The following is a 15,972-nucleotide window of genomic DNA, read 5'->3' as shown; positions in this document are numbered from 1 at the left end:
GTATGCGCAGGCTGTGGCCCGAACCGGCCGGTGAGCTGTCCGACGGCGAGCTGCTCGCCGCCTATCCGCGCGCGGACGGGCCGCTGCTGCGGGTCAACATGATCACGTCACTGGACGGGGCGGCCACCCTCGAAGGCCGCTCCGGGTCGCTGGGCGGCCCCGCCGACCAGGACCTGATGAAGCGGCTGCGGACGCAGGCCGACGTGGTCGTGGTCGGCGCGGGCACGATCCGGGTCGAGGGCTACGGCGCGACGCTGCTCGACGAGCAGGCCCAGGCCTGGCGGGTGGCGCACGGGCTCACCCCGCACCCGCGGTTCGCGGTGGTGACCCGCGGCGGCGACGTCCCGGAGAGGTTCTTCGCGGACCCGCCCGCCCGGCCGATCGTCATCACGTACGCCTCCGCGCCGCACGCGTACCCCGACGCCGCCGAGGTGATCGACTGCGGCGACTCCTCGGTCGACCCGGCGGTCATGGTGGCCGAGCTCGCCGCCCGCGGCCTGTCCCAGATCCTCTGCGAAGGCGGCCCCCACCTGCTGGGCAGCCTGGTCGCCGCCGACCTGGTCGACGAACTGTGCCTCACCGTAAGCCCGACCCTGGCCGGACCCGGCTCCGTCCGCATCGTCGCCGGCCCGCCCGCCGCCCCCCACCGCATGACCCCCGCCCACGTCCTCACCGACGGCACCCACCTCTTCCTCCGCCACACCCGCACCCGCTGACCCGTCGCGGCTCGCACACTTCGGGCCCGCGTCCCGCGCGCCGCCGGGTTGGTCAAGATCGTCGGATTTGTCGGGCACCTGTGCGTATCTTGAGCTCGGATTCGCCCACCTGCCGGGCAAGTCCATGGATCTCGCGCGGAAGATCGCCGTCTGGTGTCGTGATCTGCGGTGGGAGCCGAGGATCTGACACCAGACGGCGATCTTCGCGGCGCGGCGCGGCGGTCAGGCGGCGACCGCGGTGGGTTCGGGGGTGGTGGCGGGGGTGACGGGGGTGTCGGCGCGCAGGTGGCGTACGCCGTGGTTGGCGAGCATGCCGACGACGCCGAGGGCCATCACGGCCGCCGCGCAGAGCAGGGCGTTCTCGGTGCCGATCCATCCGTCGAGCGGACCGGCGAGCACCTGGCCGACCGGGATGGCCAGGAACGAGCCGAGCATGTCGTAGGAGTACACCCGGGCGAGCCGGTCGGCGGGCACGTGCCGCTGCAGCGACGAGTCCCAGGCGATGGCGAACTGCTCGACGGCGATCCCGGCCAGGAAGCCGCAGACCATGAGCACCGGCAGCGTCGGCGACTCGGCCAGCGCCACCGTCGGCAGCACGAAGACGATCAGGGACGCGCAGCCGACCAGCAGCGGCCGCCGTACGCGCAACCGCAGCGCCAGCACCGCCCCGGCGACCATCCCGGCGGTCTCCACCGCCAGCACGACACCCCAGCCGGAGCGCTCGATGGTCCGGTCGGCGACGGTGGGTCCGAGCACGCCCATCGCGCCGGAGTGCGCCGCGTTGATGAACATGACGGCCAGTACGACGGTCCAGACCCAGCTGCGGGAGACGAACTCGGTCCAGCCCACGCGCAGCTCGTGCAGGGTGCTCTGGCGCGGGGCGGTGCGGTCGCGCACCTCGGGTACGCGTACCAGCGCGAACGCGACCGCGCCCAGCCCGAAGGTGGCGGCGTCGACGGCCAGGCCCCAGCCGGGGCCGACGGCGGCGACCAGCACGCCGCCCAGCGCCGCTCCGGCGATCATGGCGGTGTTGCCGCCGAGGCGGTTGAGCGCGTTGGCGGGCGTGAGCTGGTCGCCGGGCACGGTCTGCGGCAGCAGTGCCGCGGTGGCCGGCATGGCGATCGCGCTGACCACGCCGTTGACCGCGCTCAGGCCGATGAGCAGCGGGACCGTCGCGGTGCCGGTGAGCACCAGCGCGGCGACCGCAGCCTGGGTGAGCGCGGCCAGCACGCTGGAGCCGACCATGACCAGGTGCCGGGGGAGCCGGTCGGCGAGGACGCCGCCGAACAGCACGAACAGCACGTTGGTCAGGGACCGGGCCCCGACGACCAGGCCGAGGGCGACGGGGGAGTCGGTCAGGTCCAGCACGGCGAAAGCCAGCGCGATGGGCGCCACGGCGTTGCCGAGCAGGCTGATCACCCGGCCGGTCACCAGGTGGCGGTAGGGCGCGTGGCGCAGCGGCGCCAGCGATTCGCGCAAGGTGCTCATTGCTGCTCCTGGGGGGTGGGGGCGGCGTCTCGCATGCGGAACAGCGCGATGGAGGCGCTGACGCGTACCGTGCCGGGGCTGTGCGGGCGCTGGGCGATGCGGTGCAGGTGCTCGCTGGCCTGCGCGACCCGGTCGCGGATCTGCTTCCACTCGTCGAGGTCGACCCAGAGTTCGGCGTCGGTCAAGGTGCCGACGGCCTCGGGGCCGGTGACGATCTCGCGGGCGCGGCGCTGGAGTTCGGCGGCGAGCGCGGCGTAGACGATCTGGACGTCGTCGGGCTGGGGGTGCGCCCGGTCGGGGGGCGGGGTGAACGCCTTGCTGACGTCGTACCGGTAGCGCTTGGCCTGACCGCCGCGGATCCTTTCCTCCCCGGCGACCTCGATCGAGTCGGCGTTGAGCAGCAGCCGCAGGTGGTAGCTGGCGTTGGCGTGGGTGATGCGGAGCTCGCGGGCGACCTCGGCGGCGGTCATCTCCGCACCGGTGAGCAGGGACAGGATGCGCAGCCGGATCGGGTGGGCCAGGGCGCGCAGGTCGCCGGTGACCGTGCGGCCGGACGGTGCCGGGTCGGGCTCGTCTCCCAAAGACATGTTGGGGAGTCTAGACCACCCAACGTTTATTGGGGAGTGCCTCCGTAGCAACTCCGCGGCCCGTCCGCCCGTTAGTGATCATGCCTATTGCTTCACTAACGGGGGTTTTGTGAAAATCCGTCTCCTGCTCGCCACGCTTGCCGCGGCACTGCTCGTCCCGCTCGCCCCGGCCGCCGACGCGTCCGCCGCGCTCGGCTACGGCCGCGGCGAATGCCGCCCCGGCACACCGGCGCTCGCCCCGGCGACCCAGCGGTTCTACGACCCGGCCCAGCCGGAACTGGGCCCGAAGCCGCTGCCCCGCTCCGGGGCGGTCGGCCCGCTGCTGCACGGCTACCAGCGCTTCGGCACGCTGGCCGAGGCCGACTTCGTCGCGCAGTTCCGCGACGGGGCCAGCTGGGTCTACCCGCCGAACGACGGCTTCATGACCCACGGCGACATGGTCGACCGCAACCCGCTGGAGCTCGCCGTGGGCGCCCGGCTCGACCGCTTCGGCTTCGCGGGCGGCTCCTTCCTGGCCCCGGTGCGCACCCCGTACGCCGACCGGGCGCTGCCGCCGCAGAACCTGAACACCCCGCAGGACGCGCCCCAGGCCAACTACCACGTCTACTGCGTGGCCAGGGCGTTCACCGTGGACGCGGGCATGACCGCGCCCTGGTTCGGCCAGCCCGGCCTGGGTATGCAGTACAAGCTGATGCCGGGTTACCTGCCCGAGGCGGGCACGCGGCTGAGCGTGACCTGGCTGCTGTCCAACGGCTACCTGGTCGAGGAGCTGCCGGCGGTGCGCGGGTGATCCCGGATCGGCACGTGCTCGTCACCGCGCTGCTCGAAGCGGGGCAGCCCTCGGAGTCGTTCCAGGTGCCGGGCGTGCACGAGCACGTGCCGATCCCCACCGACTTCTGGTTCCTGCGTCCGGCCGGCGACGGCTGGGAGATCGGCTCCTACGAGCGCGGCGTGTACGACGTCCGCGAGGTCCTCGACACCGAGGCTGCCGCGTGCACCCGGTTCTACGAGGTGCTGACCGGGTTTCCTGACGAATGACACAGTCCGGATGAGTGACGCGGGCCTCATTTGCATGAACATGCACCGGGCCGTATGCTCATGGCGAATGTTTATGCGGAGGTAGGTATGGGAATCCGGATCGGCGTCGCCGGGGCCAGCGGGTACGCGGGCGGCGAGCTGCTGCGCCTCATCGCCGGGCACCCCGAGTTCGAGCTCGTCGCGGCCACGGCGCACAGCCAGGCCGGCAAACCGGTCGCGGCGGTGCACCCGCACCTGACGGGGCTGGACCTCATTCTGACCGAGACCACTGCCGACGTCTTCGCCGACACCGACCTCGTCTTCCTGGCCCTGCCGCACGGCGAGTCGGGCGCGGTGGCGGCCTCCCTGCCCGCCACCGCGAAGGTCGTCGACCTCGGCGCGGACCACCGGCTGCACGACGCGGCCGCGTGGACCCGCTACTACGGCGGCGAGCACGCCGGGGCGTGGACCTACGGCCTGCCCGAGCTGCCCGGCCAGCGCGAGCTGATCGCGGGCTCGGCCCGGGTCGCCGCGACCGGCTGCTACGCCGTGGCCACCACGCTCGCGCTCGCGCCGCTGCTGCACAGCGGGCTGGCCGAGCCGAAGGACGTGGTCGTGGTCGCCGCCTCCGGCACCTCCGGTGCGGGCAAGTCGGCCAAGCTCCACCTGCTGGGCAGCGAGGTGATGGGGGACCTCAGCCCGTACAAGGTGGGGGCGCACCAGCACGTGCCGGAGATCAAGCAGGCCACCGGCGCGGCGAGCCTGTCGTTCACCCCGGTGCTCGCGCCGATGCCGCGGGGCATCCTGGCCACGGTCACCGCCAAGCCCACCAACTGCGACATCACCGCGGGCGTGGTGCGCGCGGTGCTCGCCGAGGCGTACGGCGACGAGCCGCTCGTGCACCTGCTGCCCGAAGGGGCCTGGCCGCACACCGCCGCCACCCTGGGTTCGGCTTCCGCACACCTGCAGGCCACCGTGGATGTCGACAGCGGCCGGATCATCGTGGTCAGCGCGATCGACAACCTCGGCAAGGGCGCCGCGGCGCAGGCCGTGCAGTGCGCCAACATCATGTTCGACCTGCCGGAGACCTCCGGCCTGTCCGTTTTCGGAGTGGCACCGTGAGCGAGCGAAGCGAACGAACCATGTTGCAGGCCTTCAACGGTCAGGCCGACGGCGAGCGTAGCGAGGTGTCGGCATGACCGTCACCTCCCCCAAGGGCTTTCGGGCCGCCGGTGTCGCCGCCGGGCTGAAGAGCACCGGTGCGCTGGACCTGGCGCTCGTCGTCAACGACGGCCCCGACGCCACCGCCGCGGGCGTGTTCACCGCCAACCGGGTCAAGGCCGCCCCGGTCCTCTGGTCGCAGCAGGTGATCAAGGGTCGTGCGGTCAAGGTCGTCGTGCTCAACTCCGGCGGCGCGAACGCCTGCACCGGTCCGGGCGGCTTCCAGGACACCCACTCCACCGCCGAGTACGTCGCCTCCCGGCTGGGCGGCATGGGCGCGGGCCAGGTCGCGGTCTGCTCGACCGGGCTGATCGGCGAGCGGCTGCCCATGCCCAAGCTGCTGGCGGGCGTCGACGGAGCGACCAAGGCGCTGGCCAAGGCTGGTGGCTTCGCCGCGGCGGAGGCCATCATGACCACCGACACCCGGCCCAAGGTGGTCGAGGTGGTGACCGGCGACGGCTGGACCGTCGGCGGCATGGCCAAGGGCGCGGGTATGCTCGCCCCGTCGCTGGCGACGATGCTGTGCGTGCTGACGACCGACGCGATGGCCGGCGGCGACGCCCTCGACGAGGCGCTGCGCGAGGCCTGCCGGGTCACCTTCGACCGGCTCGACTCCGACGGCTGCATGTCGACCAACGACACGGTGCTGCTGCTGGCCTCCGGCGCGTCCGGCGTCGAGCCGACGCAGGAGGAGCTGACCGCCGCCGTCACCCGGGCCTGCCACGACCTCGCCCAGCAACTGCTGGCCGACGCCGAGGGGCACACCAAGCAGATCGCCATCGAGGTCGTCAACGCTGACTCCGAGGACGACGCGGTGATCGTGGGCCGGGAGATCGCCCGCAACAACCTGGTCAAGACCGCCCTGTTCGGCAAGGACCCCAACTGGGGCCGGATCCTGGCCGCGGTCGGCTGCACCGACGCCGTCTTCGAGTCCGACGAGCTGAACGTGGCCATCAACGACGTGTGGATCTGCCGGGCCGGCGCGGCGGCCGAGGACCGCGGCAAGGTGGACCTGTCCGGGGTCGAGGTGCGCATCACCGTGGACCTCAACGCCGGTGACCACAGCGCCACCGTGTGGACCAACGACCTGTCCCACGCATACGTGCACGAGAACTCGGCGTACTCGTCATGAGCGAGCGGAGCGAGCTGGACCCGGCCGTGCTGGTCGCGACGTTGCCGTGGCTGACGAAGCTGCACGGGGAGACGATCGTGGTCAAGTACGGCGGCCACGCGATGACCACGCCCGAGCTGCGCGCGTCGTTCGCGGCGGACATGGCCTACCTGCGCGCGGTCGGGCTGCGGCCGGTCGTGGTGCACGGCGGCGGCCCGCAGATCTCGGCCATGCTGGACCGGGTGGGCATCGCCTCGGAGTTCAAGGGCGGCCTGCGGGTCACCACCGCCGAGGCGATGAGCGTCGTGCGCATGGTGCTGCTGTCGGTCGGCAAGGACCTGGTCACCGAGATCAACGGCCACGGCCCGCACGCGGTGGGCCTGTCCGGCGACGACGCGGGCCTGTTCACCGCGGTACGCCGCCACGCCGTCATCGACGGCGAGCCCGTCGACATCGGCCAGGTCGGCGACGTGCTCGACGTCGACACCGCGCTGATCGACGCCCTGCTGGCCGCCGGGCACATCCCGGTGGTGTCCACGGTCGCCCCCGACGCGCACGGCGTGCCGCACAACCTCAACGCCGACACCGCCGCCGCCGCGCTCGCCATCGCGCTCGGCGCGCGCAAGCTGATCGTGCTCACCGACGTGCCCGGCGTGTACGCGAACTGGCCCGACACCGACAGCCTCATCTCGAGGATGACGGCCAAGGAGCTGGAGGTGCTGCTGCCGAGCCTGTCCGCCGGCATGGTGCCGAAGATGGAGGCGTGCCTGCGCGCGGTGCGGGGCGGCGTGCCCGCCGCGGCCGTGGTCGACGGCCGGGTGCCGCACTCCACCCTGCTCGAGATCTTCACCGATGAGGGGTTCGGCACCATGGTCGTCCCCGATGACCTGGACGGAACGGCATCATGACGCTCACGCAGCGGTGGCAGCAGTCGCTGATGGACAACTACGGCACCCCGCCGCTGGCGCTGGTCAGCGGGGCGGGCTCGGTCGTCGTGGACGACGCGGGCCGCTCCTACGTCGACCTGCTGTCCGGGATCGCGGTCAACGCGCTCGGCCACGGCCACCCGGCCGTCGTCGCCGCGGTCACCAAGCAGATCTCCCAGCTCGGGCACGTGTCCAACCTGTTCGTCGCCGAGCCGCCGGTGGCCCTGGCCGAGCTGCTGCTCGCGCTGACCGGCCGCCCCGGCAGGGTGTTCTTCGCCAACTCCGGCGCGGAGGCCAACGAGGCCGCCTTCAAGCTCGCCCGGCGCACCGGGCGCACCCACGTCGTCGCCTGCGAGCAGGCGTTCCACGGCCGCACCATGGGCGCGCTGGCGCTGACCGGCCAGCCCGCCAAGGCCGACCCGTTCCGGCCGCTGCCGGGCGATGTCACGCACATCCCCTACGGCGACGTCGAGGCCCTGGCCGCGGCGGTCAGCGACCAGACCGCCATGGTGATCCTGGAGCCGATCATGGGAGAGGCGGGCGTCGTGCCGGCCCCGCCCGGCTTCCTCGCCGCGGCCCGGGAGATCACCGCCCGGCACGGCGCGCTGCTGGTGCTCGACGAGGTGCAGACCGGCGTCGGCCGCACCGGGCACTGGTTCGCCCACCAGGCCGAGGGCGTCACCCCCGACGTGATCACCCTGGCCAAGGGACTCGGCGGCGGCCTGCCCATCGGCGCGACCATCGCGTTCGCCGACGGCGCGTTCGCCCAGCGCCACCCGGGTGGCGCGGCGGCGCTGTTCACCCCCGGCCAGCACGGCACCACGTTCGGCGGCAACCCGGTGGCCTGCGCGGCGGCGCTCGCGGTGCTGCGCACCATCGCCGCCGATGGCCTGCTCGACCACGTCAAGCGGGTCGGCGAGCAGCTCCGGCGCGGCGTCGAGGCGCTGCGCCACCCGCTGGTCGACGGCGTACGCGGCGCCGGCCTGCTGCTCGGCGTCGTGCTCACCGCGCCGGTCGCCCCCGCGGTGCAGAAGGCGCTGCTCGACGCCGGTTTCATCGTCAACGCCGCGCAGCCGGACGTGATCCGGCTCGCCCCGCCGCTGATCCTCACCAGCGCCCAGGCCGACGCGTTCCTGGCCGCCCTCGGCGCGGCCCTCGACCTGGCCCAGCCCGAGACCCCCGCCCAGCCCGCGACGGCCGCGCAGCCCGCGATCGTCGCGCAGGCCGGATCCCCCACCGAGACCGGAGCCTCCGCATGACCGGGCACGCAGCCACGCCGACCAGACGGCACTTCCTGCGCGACGACGACCTGACCTCGGCCGAGCAGGACCAGGTCCTCACGCTTGCCCAGGAGTACGCCGAGAACCGGCGCGGGCACCGCAAGGCCCTCGAGGGCAAGTCGATCGCCGTGCTGTTCGAGAAGCCGTCGCTGCGCACCCGGGTGTCGTTCGAGGTCGGCATCTCCGAGCTCGGCGCGCACGCGGTGCTGATCGACGCCACGAACACGCACTTCGGCCGGGGCGAGACCATGTCCGACGCGGCGAAGGTGCTGTCCCGGTACGTCGACGCGATCGTGATCCGGACCTTCGAGGACACCCGGATCGAGGAGCTGGCCGCCGCGGCGACCGTGCCCGTGATCAACGCGCTCACCAACCACTTCCACCCCTGCCAGGTGCTGGCCGACCTGCAGACGGTCCGGCAGCGCCTCGGCCACACGCAGGGGCGCACGCTGACCTACGTCGGCGACGCGGCCAACAACATGGCGCACTCGTACCTGCTCGGCGGGGCGGTGGCGGGCATGCACGTGCGCATCGCGGGGCCGTTCGGGTTCACCCCCGACCGGGAGATCATGGCGCAGGCGGCCGAGGTCGCCGCCCGCACCGGCGGTTCGGTCACCGAGTACACCGAGGCCAAGGACGCCGTGTCCGGGGCCGACGTGATCGCCACGGACACCTGGACCTCGATGGGCCACGAGGGGGACGGGCTGGACCGGATCACCCCGTTCCTGCCGTACCAGATCAATGCCGCGCTGCTGGCCCACGCCGACCCGGACGCGATCGTGCTGCACTGCCTGCCCGCGCACCGCGGCGAGGAGATCACGGACGAGGTGATGGACGGGGCGGCCAGCGCGGTGTTCGACCAGGCCGAGAACAGGCTGCATGCGCAGAAGGCACTGCTGACGTTCCTCATGGAGCAGGCGTGACCGGCCGAACCATGTCCTACGGTGCTCTTGTGGGAGTGAAGCGAAGCGAGGTACGGGCATGACCGCGCCGATGACTCGCACCGCCCGCCACGCCCGGATCGAGGAGCTGATCCGCAGCGGCGCGGTGACGTCGCAGACCCAGCTCGCCGAGCTGCTCGCGGCGGACGGGGTGCAGGTGACGCAGGCGACCCTCTCCCGTGACCTGGAGGAGCTGGGCGCGGTCAAGGTGCGCGGCCGCGACGGCGCGCCCGCCGTCTATCTGATCCCCGAGGACGGCCACCCGGCCCTGCGCCCTGCCGCGATCGGCCCGGCCCGCCTGATCCGCCTGCTCCGCGAGGTCCTCAACGGCACCGACCACAGCGGCAACCTCGCCGTCCTGCGCACCCCGCCCGGCGCGGCGCACTACCTGGCCAGCGCCATCGACCGCAGTGGCCTGCCCGACCTGGTCGGCACCATCGCCGGCGACGACACCATCTTCGTCGTCGCCCGCGATCCCGCCGGCGGCGAAGCCCTCGCCGCCAAGTTCGCCACCTGGGCCGGCCTCGACACCGCCCCCGACGACCTCATCCTCCTCGACGACGACCCCTCCTGACGCCCTCACATCGTTGATCATGAACTTAAGGACGTGTTCGACGGCGTGTCCCTACCCTGGGACCGTGATCAACTTGCCCGAACCACCGGCCGCGGCCATGCGGTCAGACAGGAAGGACCAGCAATGACCCGGCTCTGGGGAGGGCGGTTCGCGGACGGACCCGCCGAGGCGCTGGCACGGCTGTCAGTGAGCGTGCACTTCGACTGGCGGCTCGCGCCGTACGACCTCGCCGGCTCGCGCGCCCACGCCCGCGTGCTGGCCGCGGCCGGCCTGCTCGACCCCGACGAGCTCGGGAAGATGCTCGCCGCCATCGACGACCTCGACGCCGCGGTCGCGACCGGCACGTTCCGGCCCACCATCGAGGACGAGGACGTGCACACCGCGCTCGAACGCGGCCTGCTGGAGCGCCTCGGCGCCCTCGGCGGCAAGCTGCGCGCCGGCCGGTCCCGCAACGACCAGGTCGCCACCGACCTGCGCCTCTACCTCCGCGACCACGCCCGCGACCTGGCCGCCCGCATCGCCGAGCTGGCCGACGCGCTCACCGAGCAGGCGGGCCGCCACGTCGACACGCCCGCCCCCGGCCTGACCCACGTGCAGCACGCCCAGCCGGTCACCTTCGGCCACTGGCTGCTGGCGCACGTACAGCCGCTGCTGCGCGACCTCGACCGGCTGCGCGACTGGGACGAGCGCACCTCGGTCAGCCCGCTCGGCGCCGGCGCGCTGGCCGGGTCGGGCCTGCCGCTGGACCCGGGCGCGGTCTCCAAGGAACTGGGCTTCCGCACCTCGTTCGCGAACTCCATGGACGCCGTCAGCGACCGCGACTTCGTCGCCGAGTTCCTGTTCATCACCGCGCTGCTCGGGGTGCACCTGTCGCGGCTCGGCGAGGAGGTGGTGCTCTGGACGTCGTACGAGTTCGGCTGGGTCGAGGTGGACGACGCCTTCGCCACCGGCTCGTCGATCATGCCGCAGAAGAAGAACGCCGACATCGCCGAGCTGGCCCGGGGCAAGGCCGGTCGGCTCATCGGCGGGCTGGTCAACGTGCTGACCATGCTCAAAGGCCTGCCGCTGACGTACGACCGCGACATGCAGGAGGACAAGGAGCCCGTCTTCGACGCCGTCGACACGCTCAGCCTGGTGCTGCCCGCGCTCGCCGGCATGATCTCCACCATGACGGTACGGGTGGACCGCCTCGCCGCGTCGGCGCCCGTCGGCTTCTCGCTGGCCACCGAGGTGGCGGACTGGCTGGTCCGCAAGGGCGTGCCGTTCCGCGACGCGCACGAGATCACCGGCAAGCTGGTGGCCCTGTGCTCGGTGCGCGAATGCGAGCTGCACGAGGTCAGTGACAGTGATCTCGCCACCGTCAGCGAGCACCTGGACCCGTCGGTGCGCGACGTGCTGACCGTGAAGTCGGCCCTGGCCGCACGGACCACGCCCGGCTCGACGGGCCCCGGCCCGGTCGCCGACCAGCTCGCCTCGGTCATCGAGCAGCTCAAGACCTGGCACGCCTGGTCCGACGAGACCGTCGTCCCCCGCTGACCGGCGTCCCCGACCGGTCTCGCTGACCGGCCACGATCGGTGTTTGCGGTCATGATCCGCGTTCCAGCCGCAGATCATGACCGCAAACGCCGATCCAGGTCCGGTCGACCGGGGCGGCGGCCGAAGAAGGGCTGGCGTCAGAGGCGGCCGTAGGCGCGGAGGGTGCGGAGGCGGTCGACGGCGACCATGCCCTTGGCGGCCCGTTCGGCCAGCGGCCAGGCCTGCGCGTCGACCTCCGCCCAGCTCCAGGTCAGCGGCCACGACCCGTCCGGAAGCTGCTTGCTCAGCACGTAGTCGAGGTTCGCCTCGATCGAGGCGGAATCCACCGCCGGGAACAGCGGCGAGTCCGGCGACTGGGCCACGTCCAGCGGCTGCAGCAGGTACTCCGTCCACGCCTCCGGCCGGTTCTCCACGAGCCTCGCCGCGGCGCGTCGCATCGCGGCGAGCGCCCGCAGCCGGGCCGCGTCCGGCAGGTTCCGCGCCTGGACGAACAGCTCCGCGGCGGTCAGATCGCCGCGATCGAGCCCGCCCGCCCCGCCGGCCCAGCCCTCCAGGCGGGTCAGCACCGTCTCGGTCAGCTCGGCCAGCAGCGCGGCCGGCACCAGGTCCCGGTACTCCCACAGCGCCCCGGCCAGCCCCGCCGTCGGGTTGAGCACGCAGTCGCCGAACGTGCGGCCGATGTCGGCATACGTCCACCACGGGGCGCGGGGGGCGTCCTCCGTCTCCGGCGGCACGATCCACCAGCGGCGGCCGGCCGCGTCATAGGTGTCCAGCAGGTAGCCGACGGCACGGCGCACCAGCGGCTCCTCGGCGCCCGCACCGACCTCGTGCAGCACCGTGCACGCGCACCAGGTCGCCACCGCCGAAGACACGGGGGTACGCAGATCCGGCTCCAGCGCGTGCCCGAAGCCGCCGTCGTCGTTCTGGTATGCGGCCAGCTCGTCCAACACCGCCCGCGCCGATCCGGACTCGAAGTGCAACAGCAGCCGGGCCCGCTCCAGCGGCCGTCCCTGCGCGAACACGAACTCCCTGGCGCGGGTGAAGACAGTCGACATCCGCCGATGTTCGCCGATGGGTACGACAGCATGGATTTTGTATTCGGGCCTCGGCCGAGGTTCCCTGGTGGCGTGGCCGATCCCGTGGACTACTCGCTGCTCGACGCCCCCGCCTCGCACGTGGTCGACACCGCGCGGGGCCTGCTGGGGTGGCAGCTGGAGGCCAACGGGGTGCGGGTGGCCATCACCGAGGTCGAGGCGTACGCGGGCGTCGGCGAGGACCCCGCCTCGCACAGCCACCGCGGTCCCACCGAACGCAGCTCGGTCATGTTCGGTCCGGCCGGGGTCCTGTACGTGTACTTCGTGTTCGGCATGCACTGGTGCATGAACGTGACCGCGGGCCACGAGGGTGAGGCGGCCGCGGTGCTGCTGCGTGCGGGCAAGGTGATCGGGGGAGTGGAGCTGGCCCGGTCCCGGCGCGGGCCGGTCGCCGACCGCGAGCTGGCCCGGGGACCGGCCAGGCTGTCGGTCGCGCTGGGCATCGACGGGTCCGCCAACCGCACCTCGCTGCTCGACGGGACCGGCCCGGCCCGGCTCATCCCGGCGGCGGCCGTGCCGCCGGCCACGATCAGGTCGGGCCCGCGGGTGGGCGTGGCCGCCGCGCACGACGTGCCCTGGCGCTTCTGGCTGGACGGCGAACCGTCGGTGAGCGCCTACCGCCGCCACACCCCCCGCCGCCGCACCGGCACCCCCGGCACCTCGGACACCCCCGGCACCCGCCGCACGTCGTAGCACCCCGCCCGTCATAGACGTTGGCCTATTACATCGAGTTCGATCTCCTCCCAGTCGGTGCAATAGGCCAACGTCTATGAAATCGTGGTTCGTGGCGTGTCTGGTCGGGGCTAGGCCGCGTCGGGGCGGAGGACCGCGCCGACGCCCTCGTCGAGCCGCACCTCGCCCGCGTTGACGATGATCAGCTCGGCGTCGTTGAGCACCGCGGCACGGACCAGTGCGTCCTCGGCGCGTACCGGATGAGCCCGGGACGCCCCCAGCTGCCGCAGCCGCTCCTCGCTCGCGGACAGGTCCGCGGGCGAGTCGCCGATCCACACCCGGGCCTTCGCGAGCGCGGCCGGGTCCAGCAGCAGCGCCTCGACCTGCCGGTTCTCGAACGCCGCCAGGGTGTCGGCGACGCCGCACGCGGTCGGCTCGGCGGCACCGCCGGGCAGCGGCTCGCCGTCACGCCGGGCCAGCAGCGGCGTCACGTGCGGCAGCGGCGCCATCTCGGCGCTGTCGGTGCACAGCGGCTCCGGCATCGCCTCGGCGTAGTGCACCCGGCCCTGCGCGGCGAAGACGGCCAGGCCGTGCCGCTTGCGCGGGCGGCGGTACTGGGCGAGCGCCCCCTCCAGCGCCAGCAGCGTGGGCTCGTCGATGCCCTCGTCGAGCAGCGTCTCCCTGGCGGCCCGCCAGCGCAGCTTCAGGGCCGCGGCGGTCGCCTCGGTGTGATCGGTCCCGTCGATGTACAGCGACGCCCACGGACCGGGGATGTCATACATGGCGCGAAGAAACGACAGTTCCATGACCGCGCTATGCCCGCGCCCCGACCGACGCAACCGCCTGATCATGCCAGGTTCGACCGCCCGGGTACGCGGTCCGCGCGGTCCCGGCGCTGAGCTGTGGCGACGGCTGCGGAGAGGCTGGGCACGCCGGTTCGGGCGGCAGGGGAAACCGGCTGTCAGCCGGTCTGCCCGATGCGCGACAATCGACGGCGTGACGGACATCCTCGATGATCTGCAGTGGCGTGGCCTGCTGCAGGACTCCACCGACCTGGACGAGCTGCGCAAGCACCTGGCCGAGGGGCCGGTGACGTTCTATGTCGGGTTCGACCCGACCGCGCCCAGCCTTCAGGTCGGCAACCTGGTGCAGGTGCTCACCGCGCGCCGGCTCCAGCAGGCGGGGAACATCCCGGTGCTGCTCGTGGGTGGTGCGACCGGCCTGATCGGCGACCCGAAGGCCGAGGGCGAGCGCTCGCTGAACTCGGAGGAGACCGTCGCCGGCTGGGTCGACAAGATCCGTCGGCAGGTGGAGCCGTTCTTCGAGTTCGAGGGCGCCAACGCGGCTCGCATGGTCAACAACCTGGACTGGACCTCGCCGCTGTCGGCGATCGAGTTCCTGCGCGACGTCGGCAAGCACTTCCCGGTCAACCAGATGCTGGCGCGGGAGGTGGTGAAGGCGCGGCTGGAGAGCGGCATCAGCTTCACCGAGTTCGCGTACCAGATCCTGCAGTCGCATGACTTCTACCAGCTGCACGAGCGCTACGGCGTGACGTTGCAGCACGGCGGCTCGGACCAGTGGGGCAACATCATCGCCGGCGTCGACTTCAACCGGCGCAAGGGCGTGCGCGGCGTGCACGCGTTCACCACCCCGCTGATCACGCGTGCCGACGGCACCAAGTTCGGCAAGAGCGCCGAGGGCATGTCGGTGTGGATGGACGCCGCCATGACCAGCCCGTACGCGTTCTACCAGTTCTGGTTCAACGCGGCCGACGCCGACATCGTGAACTACCTGAAGGTGTTCAGCTTCCGGTCCCGTGCCGAGATCGAGGAGCTGGCCCGGGAGACCGCGGAGCGACCGTTCGCGCGGGCCGCGCAGCGGGCGCTGGCCGAGGAGCTGACCACGCTGCTGCACGGCAAGGACGAGTGCGAGCAGGTCATCACGGCCTCGCAGGCCCTGTTCGGCCGCGGCGCGCTCACCGACCTGGCGCCGGGCACGCTGCGTTCGGCGCTGGCCGAGGCGGGCCTGGTCGAGGTCGACGAGCTGCCGAGCGTGGCGGTGCTGTTCAAGGAGTCCGGCCTGGCGGCGAGCCTCGGCGAGGCTCGCCGCGCGGTCGCCGAGGGCGGCGCGTACGTCAACAACGAGCGGATGACCGACGCGGACGCTCCGGTGTCCGCGGACCTGCTGCTGCACGGCAAGTACCTGGTGCTGCGCCGTGGCAAGAAGACCATCGCCGGTGCTGAGCTGCGGAAATAGGCAGTTGACCATGATGTGACGCGGGACGCGTCCCCTCGATTTGCGAGTGGCGGCGCGTCCCGCGTAATGTTCTCTCTGCCAGCGCGGAACGGACAAAACAGCCGAGACCGGAAGGTCGGAGCAAACAGGCCGGAGCGCACCGGGTGGGGCCGATTTGATCGGCCGAAACCAACCGGGTATGGTAATCGAGCCGGTGACGAGCCGGGCGGATGAGCTCGCCGAGAATCTTCTCGGAGGAAGCCGTCGGCCGGGTCGCTGGTTCCCCTCGAAACTCGCACGGACCTCAGCGGTTCAGCGGTTCAGCGTGTTCGGGGTGTCCAAACGGACGAGCCGGACACATCCGAAAATTCGGATTTGACACGGAACGGCCGAGTGGGTAGGCTGGATGAGTTGCCCCGGAGACGGGCCAGGGAGACCTGGACGTCGCGGTGTGTGCTTGTTCTTTGAGAACTCAACAGGGTGCTATTTAAGCCAAGTGCCAATTATTGATCATCCTCTGGATGATTCCTTTGGTGATGGACAGATCTGGACATTTTATTATGTCGGGGTTTGA

The 15,972-nt window shown here is 72.2% G+C and carries 15 protein-coding genes and 1 pseudogene; 12 read left to right on the top strand and 4 right to left on the bottom strand.

The window, feature by feature from the left end; translation table 11 throughout:
* Nucleotides 1–2: 2 nt before the first annotated feature.
* Complete coding sequence (locus HAV39_RS39160) at nucleotides 3–716, top strand: pyrimidine reductase family protein (RefSeq protein WP_191844164.1); 714 nt, start codon at nucleotides 3–5, stop codon at nucleotides 714–716.
* Nucleotides 717–938: 222 nt separating this feature from the next.
* Here HAV39_RS39160 and HAV39_RS39155 read toward each other — a convergent pair whose 3' ends face one another.
* Both HAV39_RS39155 and HAV39_RS39150 read right to left on the bottom strand, forming a co-directional pair.
* Nucleotides 939–2,204: an MFS transporter gene (locus HAV39_RS39155; protein WP_191844163.1), complete on the bottom strand. Its 1,266-nt coding sequence runs from the start codon at nucleotides 2,202–2,204 to the stop codon at nucleotides 939–941.
* A complete protein-coding gene (locus HAV39_RS39150; RefSeq protein ID WP_191844162.1) occupies nucleotides 2,201–2,791 on the bottom strand; it encodes an ArsR/SmtB family transcription factor in 591 nt (196 codons plus the stop codon). Before HAV39_RS39150 ends, HAV39_RS39155 begins: the two co-directional genes overlap by 4 nt.
* A 109-nt stretch (nucleotides 2,792–2,900) precedes the next feature.
* Between HAV39_RS39150 and HAV39_RS39145 the strand changes: the two genes are divergently transcribed.
* The 9 genes and pseudogenes from HAV39_RS39145 (at nucleotide 2,901) to argH (ending at nucleotide 11,397) form a co-directional block, all read left to right on the top strand.
* Nucleotides 2,901–3,581, top strand: a complete 681-nt coding sequence (locus tag HAV39_RS39145) for a TNT domain-containing protein (protein ID WP_203736616.1) — start codon at nucleotides 2,901–2,903, stop codon at nucleotides 3,579–3,581.
* The gene (locus HAV39_RS39140; protein WP_120320133.1) at nucleotides 3,578–3,829 is read left to right on the top strand and encodes a hypothetical protein; all 252 of its coding nucleotides are present in this window, start codon (nucleotides 3,578–3,580) and stop codon (nucleotides 3,827–3,829) included. The genes HAV39_RS39145 and HAV39_RS39140 overlap by 4 nt, the downstream gene beginning before the upstream one ends.
* Before the next feature lie 87 nt (nucleotides 3,830–3,916).
* Complete coding sequence (gene argC, locus HAV39_RS39135) at nucleotides 3,917–4,930, top strand: N-acetyl-gamma-glutamyl-phosphate reductase (protein WP_191844160.1); 1,014 nt, start codon at nucleotides 3,917–3,919, stop codon at nucleotides 4,928–4,930.
* A 73-nt stretch (nucleotides 4,931–5,003) separates the two neighbouring features.
* Nucleotides 5,004–6,161 (top strand): bifunctional glutamate N-acetyltransferase/amino-acid acetyltransferase ArgJ, encoded by a 1,158-nt coding sequence (argJ, locus tag HAV39_RS39130; protein WP_191844159.1) that lies wholly within the window; start codon nucleotides 5,004–5,006, stop codon nucleotides 6,159–6,161.
* A complete protein-coding gene (gene argB / locus HAV39_RS39125) occupies nucleotides 6,158–7,048 on the top strand; it encodes an acetylglutamate kinase (RefSeq protein WP_191844158.1) in 891 nt (296 codons plus the stop codon). Before argJ ends, argB begins: the two co-directional genes overlap by 4 nt.
* Nucleotides 7,045–8,325 (top strand): acetylornithine transaminase, encoded by a 1,281-nt coding sequence (locus tag HAV39_RS39120; RefSeq protein ID WP_191844157.1) that lies wholly within the window; start codon nucleotides 7,045–7,047, stop codon nucleotides 8,323–8,325. Before argB ends, HAV39_RS39120 begins: the two co-directional genes overlap by 4 nt.
* On the top strand, nucleotides 8,322–9,269 hold the full coding sequence (gene argF, locus HAV39_RS39115; protein ID WP_191844156.1) for an ornithine carbamoyltransferase: 948 nt from the start codon (nucleotides 8,322–8,324) through the stop codon (nucleotides 9,267–9,269). The genes HAV39_RS39120 and argF overlap by 4 nt, the downstream gene beginning before the upstream one ends.
* Before the next feature lie 55 nt (nucleotides 9,270–9,324).
* Nucleotides 9,325–9,861 (top strand): annotated as a pseudogene (locus tag HAV39_RS39110) (arginine repressor); the annotation flags it as partial.
* 123 nt (nucleotides 9,862–9,984) lie between these two features.
* On the top strand, nucleotides 9,985–11,397 hold the full coding sequence (argH, locus tag HAV39_RS39105) for an argininosuccinate lyase (RefSeq protein WP_191844154.1): 1,413 nt from the start codon (nucleotides 9,985–9,987) through the stop codon (nucleotides 11,395–11,397).
* A gap of 137 nt (nucleotides 11,398–11,534) precedes the next feature.
* Here the strand turns inward: argH and HAV39_RS39100 are convergent, their stop codons facing one another.
* The gene (locus HAV39_RS39100; protein ID WP_191844153.1) at nucleotides 11,535–12,452 is read right to left on the bottom strand and encodes a hypothetical protein; all 918 of its coding nucleotides are present in this window, start codon (nucleotides 12,450–12,452) and stop codon (nucleotides 11,535–11,537) included.
* Nucleotides 12,453–12,524: 72 nt separating this feature from the next.
* On the opposite strand from HAV39_RS39100, the gene HAV39_RS39095 reads away from it, so the two are divergent.
* The gene (locus HAV39_RS39095) at nucleotides 12,525–13,184 is read left to right on the top strand and encodes a DNA-3-methyladenine glycosylase (protein WP_239120903.1); all 660 of its coding nucleotides are present in this window, start codon (nucleotides 12,525–12,527) and stop codon (nucleotides 13,182–13,184) included.
* A 110-nt stretch (nucleotides 13,185–13,294) separates the two neighbouring features.
* On the opposite strand, the gene HAV39_RS39090 is transcribed toward HAV39_RS39095, so the two are convergent.
* Nucleotides 13,295–13,945: a hypothetical protein gene (locus HAV39_RS39090; RefSeq protein ID WP_191844151.1), complete on the bottom strand. Its 651-nt coding sequence runs from the start codon at nucleotides 13,943–13,945 to the stop codon at nucleotides 13,295–13,297.
* 205 nt (nucleotides 13,946–14,150) lie between these two features.
* On the opposite strand from HAV39_RS39090, the gene tyrS reads away from it, so the two are divergent.
* Nucleotides 14,151–15,419, top strand: coding sequence for a tyrosine--tRNA ligase (tyrS, locus tag HAV39_RS39085; protein ID WP_373311852.1), 1,269 nt, complete (start codon nucleotides 14,151–14,153; stop codon nucleotides 15,417–15,419).
* Nucleotides 15,420–15,972: the final 553 nt, after the last annotated feature.

Source organism: Catellatospora chokoriensis, from assembly GCF_011297315.1.
Taxonomy (GTDB): domain Bacteria; phylum Actinomycetota; class Actinomycetes; order Mycobacteriales; family Micromonosporaceae; genus Catellatospora; species Catellatospora citrea.
The sequence above is the reverse complement of the archived record's forward strand: the minus strand, read 5'-3'. Positions and strand labels throughout refer to the sequence as shown.